This window comes from Enorma timonensis (genome assembly GCF_000321165.1).
GTDB lineage: Bacteria > Actinomycetota > Coriobacteriia > Coriobacteriales > Coriobacteriaceae > Enorma.
The window spans coordinates 1-8,777 of the sequence record NZ_CAPF01000072.1 but is presented as its reverse complement, the minus strand read 5'-3'; the positions used below and the strand labels follow the sequence as shown (position 1 = coordinate 8,777).

Below are 8,777 nucleotides of genomic sequence, written 5' to 3'. Positions count from 1 at the left end.
TCCCGCGCCCCTCGCCGGCAGCCCGCGCACGCCCGATATGCCCGACGACATCCGCCAGCATATCTGCACGAGCGCCGAATCCTCCGCCCCCGCGGCCGACGTGTCGCGCGCGAGCCGTCTCGCCATGAAGGAGCGCGCCATGAGCGGCCGGCCCTTCGGCGCGGGCAGCGGCACCGAGCACGAGGGCAAGACCATGACGGGCGCGCAGGCGGTCATCGCCTCGCTCGAGGCCGAGGGCGTGGACGTGCTCTTCGGCTACCCGGGCGGCCAGGCCATCAAGATCTACGACGCGCTCTACGACTCCACGAAGATTCGCCACATCCTCGCCCGACACGAGCAGGCCGCGGTGCACGAGGCCGACGGCTACGCGCGCGCCACGGGCAAGGTGGGCGTCGTGCTTGTGACGAGCGGCCCGGGCGCCACGAACACCGTGACGGGCATCGCCACCGCCTACATGGACTCCGTGCCGCTCGTGGTCATCACCGGCCAGGTCACGCGCGGGGTCATCGGCACGGACGCCTTCCAGGAGGCGGACATCGTGGGCATCACCATGCCCGTGGTGAAGCACAGCTTCCTGCTCCAGAGCACCGACGACCTCACGCGCACGTTCCGCGAGGCGTTCTACATCGCCTCGACCGGCCGCCCCGGCCCCGTGCTCATCGACATCCCGTCCGACCTCGCCGGCGCCGAGATGGTCTTCCACTACCCGGATTCCGTGAACATCCCCAGCTACCGGCCCACGTACCGCGGCAACGCCAAGCAGGTGAAGCAGGCGGTCGAGCTCATCCGCCAGGCGCGGCGGCCGCTCATCATGGCGGGCGGCGGCGTGGTCTCGAGCCACGCGTGCGACGAGGTGGTCGAGCTCGCCGAGAAGATGCAGATCCCCGTGGTCACGACGCTTCTGGGCAAGGCGGCCGTGCCCTGCTCCAACCCGCTGAACCTGGGGCCGGTGGGCATGCACGGGTCGAAGTACGCCAACATGGCCGTCACGGAGTGCGACCTGCTCATTGCCGTGGGCGCGCGCTTCTCGGACCGCGTGACGGGCAAGCTCTCGGAGTTCGCGCCGCACGCGACCGTCATCCACGTGGACATCGACCCGGCCGAGATCGGCAAGGTGCGCAACCCCCGCGTGCCCATCGTGGGCGACGCGCAGGTCATCGTCGCCGCCATCAACGAGCGCCTCGACCGCGCCGGCGCCGAGCCCCAGGACGCGGACTGGGTGCGGGCGGTCTTCGAGTGGCGCGAGCGCTGGCCGTTCTACACCGAGGACTTCGCCGACTACCCCGACCGCATCGCTCCCGAGCAGGTGCTCGAGCAGCTCTCGAACAAGCTCGACCCGCACGCGAGCGTCATCACCACCGAGGTAGGCCAGCACCAGATGTGGGCGCACCAGCACATCCACCGCGAGGAGTCGCGCACGTTCCTCTCCTCGGGCGGCCTGGGCACCATGGGCTTCGGCTTTCCGGCGGCCATCGGCGCGAAGATCGGCCGGCCGGACTGTCAGGTGGTGTGCATCGCCGGCGACGGCAGTCTGCAGATGAACATCCAGGAGATGGCGACGGCCATCGGCAATGGCGTGGCGGTGAAGGTGCTCGTCATCGACAATAACGCACTCGGCATGGTGCACCAGTGGCAGCGCCTGTTCTACCACGAGCGCTACAGCTGCACGGAGTTCACGGCGAACCCCGATTTCGTGAAGCTCGCCGAGGCCTACGGCTGGCAGGCGGAGCGCATCACGCACCCGGACCAGGTCCCGGGCGCGCTCGACCGCATGCTCGCCGCGGACACGCCCTACCTGCTCGACGTGGTGATCCCCACGGCGCAGACGGTCTACCCCATGGTGGCGCCCGGCGCGGCCATCGACGACATCATCGGCGCCATCGACCTCACGCTCGGCGGCGTGCGCGTGACGGAGAAGGGCATGAGCCCGGCGGGCGAGATGGCGGGCACGGTGGCCGAGCCGCTGCCGCTCGACGAGCGCGACCCGTCGCTGCGCGTGGGCACACCGCTTGCCGGCGATGCGCTGACGTCGGACGCTTCCGCATCAGCTGCGGACGATGTGAAGGGAGGCGAGTGAGATGCAGTACATCCTCTCGGTGCTCGTCGAGAACAAGCCCGGCGTGCTCAGCCGCGTGACCGGCATGATCAGCCGCCGCGGGTTCAACATCGACTCGCTCACCGTCGCGCCCACCGAGGACGTGACCATGAGCCGCATGACCATCATCGTCGAGGCGGACGAGATCGCCTACGAGCAGATCACCAAGCAGCTGCACAAGCTCGTCTCGGTGTACAAGATCTCCGACATGACGCATGAGGACGCCATCGAGCGCGAGCTCGTGCTGTTCAAGGTGAGCGCCCCGGCCGACCGCCGGCACGAGATCATCGAGATCGCGAACATCTTCCGCGCCAAGATCGTCGACGTGGGCAAGAACACGCTCACCGTCGAGGCGACGGGCACGGCGAGCAAGCTCGACGCGATGGAGGATCTGTTCCGCGGCTACGGCCTGCGCCAGATCACGCGCACGGGCAAGATCGCGATGTCGCGAAGCAGCTAGCAGCGCGGCGCCAGGGCCGGCATGTAAATTTACCCCAGCGACTTTTTTACATCGCCCGGCGTCCGCATCGAATCCAACGCCCACGTATGGGGGCATGTAAAAAAGTCGCTGGGGTAAATTTACATGCCCCACCGATGCATCAGGTACTGTCAGCCACGAAACCTAAGGAGAACGACATGGCTGTGACGATCTATTACGAGGCAGATTGCGACCCGCAGGTGATCCAGAACATGAAGATCGCCATCATCGGCTACGGCAGCCAGGGACACGCGCATGCGCTCAACCTGCTCGATTCCGGTTGCGACGTGCGCGTGGGCCTGCGCGAGGGCTCGAAGAGTTGGGCCAAGGCCGAGGAGGCGGGCCTCAAGGTGTGCGACATGGACACCGCGGCCGAGGAAGCCGACCTCATCATGATGCTCGTGCCCGACGAGACCCAGCCCAAGGTCTACGAGGAGCACATCAAGGCGCACCTCAAGCCCGGCAACACGCTCGCCTTCGCGCACGGCTTCAACATCCACTACGGCTACATCGTGCCGCCCGAGGACGTGAATGTCATCATGTGCGCGCCGAAGGGCCCCGGCCACATCGTGCGGCGCCAGTTCACCGAGGGTTCCGGCGTGCCGTGCCTGGCCTGCGTGGAGCAGGACGCCACGGGCAACGCGTGGGACATCGCGCTCGCGTACTGCTGGGGCGTGGGCGGCGCGCGCTCGGGCGTCATCAAGGCGACGTTCAAGGAGGAGACCGAGGAGGACCTCTTCGGCGAGCAGGCCGTGCTCTGCGGCGGCCTCGTCGAACTCGTGAAGGCCGGCTTCGAGACGCTCACCGAGGCCGGGTACCCGCCGGAGCTCGCGTACTTCGAGGTCTATCACGAGATGAAGATGATCGTGGACCTCATGTACGAGAGCGGCATCCACTTCATGAACTACTCCATCTCGAACACGGCCGAGTACGGCGAGTACTACGCCGGCCCCAAGGTCATCAACGAGGAGAGCCGCGCGGCCATGAAGCAGCTCCTGGCGCGCATCCAGGACGGCTCGTTCGCGCAGGAGTTCGTCGACGATTGCAACAACGGCCACAAGTGGCTGCTCGAGCAGCGCGAGAAGATCAACGAGCATCCCATCGAGAAGACGGGCGAGAAGATCCGTTCCATGTTCAGCTGGATCAAGAAGGACTAACCAGGGTAGATGAGATAGCTCTTTGCGGGGCGCGTTCGGCGGTGCGGTCGGGCGCGCCCGTTTTGTGCGCGGTGTTCGGGGGCTGACGTGCACGTGTCGGGTGCATTCGGGCTGCCCGCGGAAGGTTCGAGCGCCGATACTGTGTGGGAATTCGAACCCGGCGAGTACACCCATGCCATGGACTGCTCCGACCAGCGCTTTTCCTGAGCCCCGACCCGGCTCTACTCAGGGAATCCGGAATCCCACACAGTATCGGCGCTCGAACTGTTTCCGTTCGGTGCGCCGGCGGCGCGTCGCGCGCTCCTCCCGCCCGCGCGGCGCCGCTTTGCTATAATCCCCAACCGTTTGCAACGCACCCGGGTCCGGGTCCAGAGGCGGAAGGTAGTAAACATGGGCGAACGCACGGCCATGACGGCGCGCCAGTGGCTCGCGCTCGCGGGGCTCACCTGCTCCGCGTTCGTGTTCAATACCTCGGAATTCATGCCTATCGGCTTATTGAGCAGCATCTCCGGCAGCTTCGGCCTCACCGAGGCGCAGACCGGCATGATGACCTCGATCTACGCATGGGCGGTCATGGCGCTCTCGCTGCCGCTCATGGTGTTCGCCTCGCGGTTCGAGTTCAAGCGCCTCCTGCTCGGGGTGCTCGTGCTCTTCACCGCGGGTCAGGTCGCCTGCGCTGTCGCGCCCACGTTCGCGCTGCTCGTGGCCGCGCGCCTGCTCGTGGCCTGCGCGCACGCGATCTTCTGGTCGATCGCCTCGGTTATGGCGACGCGCGTGGTCGCGCCCGAGCACGGCTCGCTGGCGCTCAGCATGGTCGCGACGGGGACGTCGGTGGCCATGGTGTTCGGCCTGCCCCTGGGCCGCGCGATCGGGCTCGCGGTGGGCTGGCGCATGACCTTCGCCTGCGTAGGCGTGGTGGGCGCGGTGCTCGTGCTGTACACCGCCGTCGTCATGCCCACGATTCCAGCGGGCGAGCGCTTCACCATGCGGCAGCTGCCCGGGCTCTTCCGCAACCGCGTGCTCGTGGCGATCTACGTGAGCACGCTGCTCGTGGCGACGGGCTATTACACCGCGTATAGCTACATCGACCCGTTCCTGGCGCAGGTCGCGGGGCTTGACGCCGGCACCGCCACCATGGCGCTCACGGTCTTCGGCGCGGCGGGGCTCGCGGGGAGCTTTTTGTTCTCGCGTTCCTACGACGCGCATCGGCTCCCGTTCCTGGGCGCCGCGCTCGCGGGGCTTTCGGCCGCGCTTCTGCTGCTCGCCCCGGCGGCGACGCTCGTCCCGGGGACGTTCGGCGTGCTCGCGGTGTGGGGTGCCTGCAACACGGCGTTCGGCATCGCGTTCCAGGCCGAGATCATCCGCGCGGCGCGTGCGGACGAGGCGTCCGTGGCGATCGCGCTCTACTCCGGGATCTTCAACCTGGGCATCGGCACGGGGTCGTTCTTGGGCGGCGTGGTGAGCACGACGCTCTCGCTCGCGGCCATCGGGCTCGTGGGCGGCGTGCTCGCTGCCGTGGGCTCGGCCGTGTGCCTGCTCGGGCTCGCGCGCCGCGCCCGGTGATAATTTGGTGTCAGTCACCTTTTTATCATGCGTTGGCGCCCGGCGCCTGTTATCAGCGCGACGCTAGGCGGGGAGCTTGCAGACGTCCACCCAGGTGCAGGGCTGGCACAGATCTTCCAGCTCGGCGGGGGTGAGCTCGATGGCGCTGTTCGAGCTGCCGCAGGCGGGGAAGACCGTCTCGAAGCGGCGAAGCGTTGCGTCCAGGTAGACGTCGCAGCCGTCGTTCACGGCGAAGGGGCACACGCCGCCGACGGCATGGCCGATGAGCTGCTCGGCCTCCTCGGCCTTGAGCATCTTCGCCTTGGTGTGGAACTGCGCCTTGAACTTGGGGTTGTCGATGCGCGCGTCGCCGGCTGCCACCACGAGCGCCACGCGGTCGCCCACGTGGAACGAGAGCGTCTTGGCGATGCGCGCCGGCTCGCACCCCACGGCCTGCGCCGCGAGCTCGACCGTGGCGCTCGAGGTATCGAATTCGAGCACGCGCCCCTCCATGCCGCGCTCCGCGAAGAACGCCTTGACCCTATCGATTGCCATGCTGCCCCTCCGTTACCGGTCTATGTAAAACCACCCCAGGGGTATTGTTACATGTAGAAAAACCCCTGGGGTGTTTTTACATGCGGGGCGCGGAACCTTTCAAAACCGTAATCCAGGCGTAAGCGAAATCGATGGCACGGGGCGCGGCGGCGGCCGAGAATGTCCATGGTAGGCAATCGGGCGAGGACGAAAGGCGCCGCATGAGGCTCATCGAACGCTTCCTGGGAGGGTACAGCGACAACTTCCTGCTCGCGCTCGTGATGTGGCCGTTCGCGTCCGCGGCGTTCACCCTGCCCATCCTCGCGTACCTCTACCACCGCGACGGCCGGCTGCGCTTCGTCTCGGTCGCGTCCACCTACCTCACCGTGCTCTACGTGCTCGGCCTCGGCTGCTTCACGCTCTACCCGCTGCCGAGCGGAGACGCCGGCCCGGGCATCACGTACGGCATCCCGTGGCAGCTGAACCCGCTCGCGCCCATCGGCGACTTCATGCGCGAGGGCTTCTCCGTCATCCCGCAGATCGCGTTCAACGTGGTCTTCTTCGTGCCGCTGGGGTTCATCGGGGGACGGCTCTTCCGCTGGGGCTTCGCGAAGACCGTCGTCGTGGGGCTCCTGGCCTCGTTTGTCATCGAGGCGGCGCAGGGCACGGGGCTCTTCGGCATCTACCCGTACGCATACCGCACCGCGGACGTGGACGACCTCATCTACAACGCGTCCGGCGCGGCGATCGGCTGGTGGTGCGCGGCGCTGCTCGCGCGCGTGCTGCAGCCGGGCGCGCTCGCCCAGGAGGGCGAGGTGACGCACGAGCCCGGGTTCATCCGCCGCTGCGTGGCGTTCTGGCTCGATATGCTGCTCGTCGGGCTCGTGGGCTCGACGACGGTGGGTGTGCTGGCGCTCGTGGGGCGTTACGTGCCCGGCTTCGGCTGGCTGGATGGCCTGCTCACGGGGACGCCGCTGGCGCTCTACCTCCACATCGCCGCGTTCGTGCTGGTGGAGGGCATCTTGCCGTGGCTCCACGACGGCTCGACGCCGGGCGGGGGCTTCGTGCGCATGAGCTGCGAGACGCGCGGGCGCACGGGCGCGCGGCGGCTCGTCTTCTACGCGGCGCGGCTCGTCGTTATGGGCGGCGCGTTCCTGTTCTTCCCCTTCGCCTGGATGGTGCTCGCCCTGTTCTACCTGGTGGCGCGCCGCATGCCCTACGATTTCGTGTGATGCGGCTGCCGACGGGGGCGGGCGAGAGCCGCTGGCGGTCGGGCGGCTTCCGAGCAAGTGCGGCCGTCGCGCGCCCCGTGTCCCCGCGCCGGCGTACAATGTCCCCGGACAGGGCGGCGCGGGCGGCAAGGAGCGCATATGGCGGCGAAGCGGTATGGGTTCTCCCAGGTAAAAGAGCATATCGGGCAGCATGTCACGCGCGATGAGCTGCTCCGGCTCCTGGGCGAGGGCGACGCGACCATATCGATGACGGCGTTCGAGGGCCTGGAGCTCGCCGACGTTCGCGCGAATGGGGCGACGTTCGACCAGGTCATCTTCCGTTCGTGCCAGTTCGAGGGCGTCGACTTCTCGAATTGCTCGCTGGCGGACGTGCGCTTCGTGGGGTGCCGCTTCATCGCGTGCACGATGGAGCGCAGCTGGCTGAACCGCTGCGACTTCGAGGGCTGCTCCGCGCCGGGTCTGAGCTTCCAAAAAGGCCGCCTGACCAGCGTGTGCTTCGACGAGAGCCAGCTGCGGTACGCGGATTTCTCGGAGGCGGCGGCGAGTGTGCTCGCGGCGCGCAAGACCGCGCTCGCCGAGAGCGCCTGGCACCGCGCGCGGCTCAAGCACGTGCTCCTCGACGGCTGCGACCTTTCGCGCGCCGACATGTTCGGCACGTCGCTCGAAGGCATCGACCTCTCTACCTGCGACATCTCGGGCATCGTGGTGTCGAGCACCTTCCACGAGCTGCGCGGCTGCACGGTGAGTCCCACGCAGGCGGCCGAGCTCGTGACGCTTCTGGGCGTGCGCGTGAGCGACGAATGACCGGGCGGGCGCACGGCCCGGCGCCCCTCGTTGGTAGTGCGCCCGCCGCTCCCGGTATACTGCTGGAAGAAAGGGGCGCAGATGAGCGAACGGGATAGGACAGGGGAGCGGGGCGGCCAGCTCGCCATCGTGCTCGTGCCGGGCGGTGACGAGCAGGCGGCGGAGCGGCTTGCGCAGTGCGCGCAGGCGCCGCTGCTGCCTGCGGACGCCGACCTCGATGCGCCCGCCGTCCCCGCGTCCTTCGACATTACCGTCCGCTTCGATGCGTTGGGAACCTGTCTGCTTGGCGACGGCATGCTGCTGCGCCCCGACCTTTCCGCCATGGCGCCCCGGCTCAAGCCCGGGCGGCTGAACCGTGAGCTGCTCGTGCGCGCCGCGAAGGTCAAGCGCCCGGCGGACGCGTCCCCGGACGCCCGCCTCCCGCTCGCCGTGGACGCGACCGCGGGGCTCGGCGAGGACGCGCTGCTGCTCGCGGCCGCGGGCTTCTCCGTGCTGCTCTTCGAAAGCGATCCCGTCATCGCCGAGCTGTTGCGCGACAGCCTGCGCCGCGCCGCCGTCGCGCCCGAGCCCGAGCTGCGCGCCGCAGCCGGTCGCATGCGTGTCGCCGGCGAGGACAGCATCGCGGCGCTGCCCGGCCTCGCGCCCGCGCCCGACGTGGTCTACCTCGATCCGATGTTCCCTGAGCGGCGCAAGAGCGCGGCGGTGAAGAAGAAGTTCCAGCTCATCCACCGCCTGGAGCGCCCGTGCGACGACGAGGACGCGCTCGTGGCCGCCGCGCTCGCCGCGTGCCCGCGCAAGGTGGTCATCAAGCGCCCGGTCAAAGGGCCGCACCTCGCGGGCATCAAGCCGAGCTATTCGATCGCTGGCAAGTCGGTGCGCTACGACGTCCTCGCGCGCTAGGCGCGCCCTCCGCCCGCGTGCCCGCCCCGCACCCG

General features: G+C 68.5%; 8 protein-coding genes. 7 read left to right on the top strand and 1 reads right to left on the bottom strand.

Annotated elements, in window-relative coordinates:
- The 4 genes from ilvB to BN423_RS08360 all read left to right on the top strand — a co-directional run.
- Positions 1–2,077: biosynthetic-type acetolactate synthase large subunit (ilvB, locus tag BN423_RS10845; RefSeq protein WP_019239806.1), on the top strand; the 2,077-nt coding region annotated here is incomplete at its 5' end.
- A 1-nt stretch (position 2,078) separates the two neighbouring features.
- Entirely contained in the window at positions 2,079–2,555 is a 477-nt protein-coding gene (ilvN, locus tag BN423_RS08370) for an acetolactate synthase small subunit (RefSeq protein WP_019239805.1), read from the top strand.
- Positions 2,556–2,731: 176 nt separating this feature from the next.
- Positions 2,732–3,730: a ketol-acid reductoisomerase gene (gene ilvC, locus BN423_RS08365; RefSeq protein WP_019239804.1), complete on the top strand. Its 999-nt coding sequence runs from the start codon at positions 2,732–2,734 to the stop codon at positions 3,728–3,730.
- Positions 3,731–4,120: 390 nt separating this feature from the next.
- Positions 4,121–5,293, top strand: a complete 1,173-nt coding sequence (locus tag BN423_RS08360) for an MFS transporter (protein WP_019239803.1) — start codon at positions 4,121–4,123, stop codon at positions 5,291–5,293.
- Positions 5,294–5,356: 63 nt separating this feature from the next.
- Here BN423_RS08360 and BN423_RS08355 read toward each other — a convergent pair whose 3' ends face one another.
- Positions 5,357–5,827, bottom strand: a complete 471-nt coding sequence (locus BN423_RS08355; protein WP_019239802.1) for a YbaK/EbsC family protein — start codon at positions 5,825–5,827, stop codon at positions 5,357–5,359.
- A gap of 200 nt (positions 5,828–6,027) precedes the next feature.
- On the opposite strand from BN423_RS08355, the gene BN423_RS08350 reads away from it, so the two are divergent.
- From BN423_RS08350 to BN423_RS08340, 3 genes are all read left to right on the top strand, one after another.
- Entirely contained in the window at positions 6,028–7,038 is a 1,011-nt protein-coding gene (locus BN423_RS08350) for a VanZ family protein (protein WP_019239801.1), read from the top strand.
- A 138-nt stretch (positions 7,039–7,176) separates the two neighbouring features.
- The gene (locus BN423_RS08345; RefSeq protein WP_019239800.1) at positions 7,177–7,842 is read left to right on the top strand and encodes a pentapeptide repeat-containing protein; all 666 of its coding nucleotides are present in this window, start codon (positions 7,177–7,179) and stop codon (positions 7,840–7,842) included.
- Between the two features lie 81 nt (positions 7,843–7,923).
- Positions 7,924–8,742 (top strand): class I SAM-dependent methyltransferase, encoded by an 819-nt coding sequence (locus BN423_RS08340; protein WP_019239799.1) that lies wholly within the window; start codon positions 7,924–7,926, stop codon positions 8,740–8,742.
- The last annotated feature ends 35 nt before the right edge of the window (positions 8,743–8,777 follow it).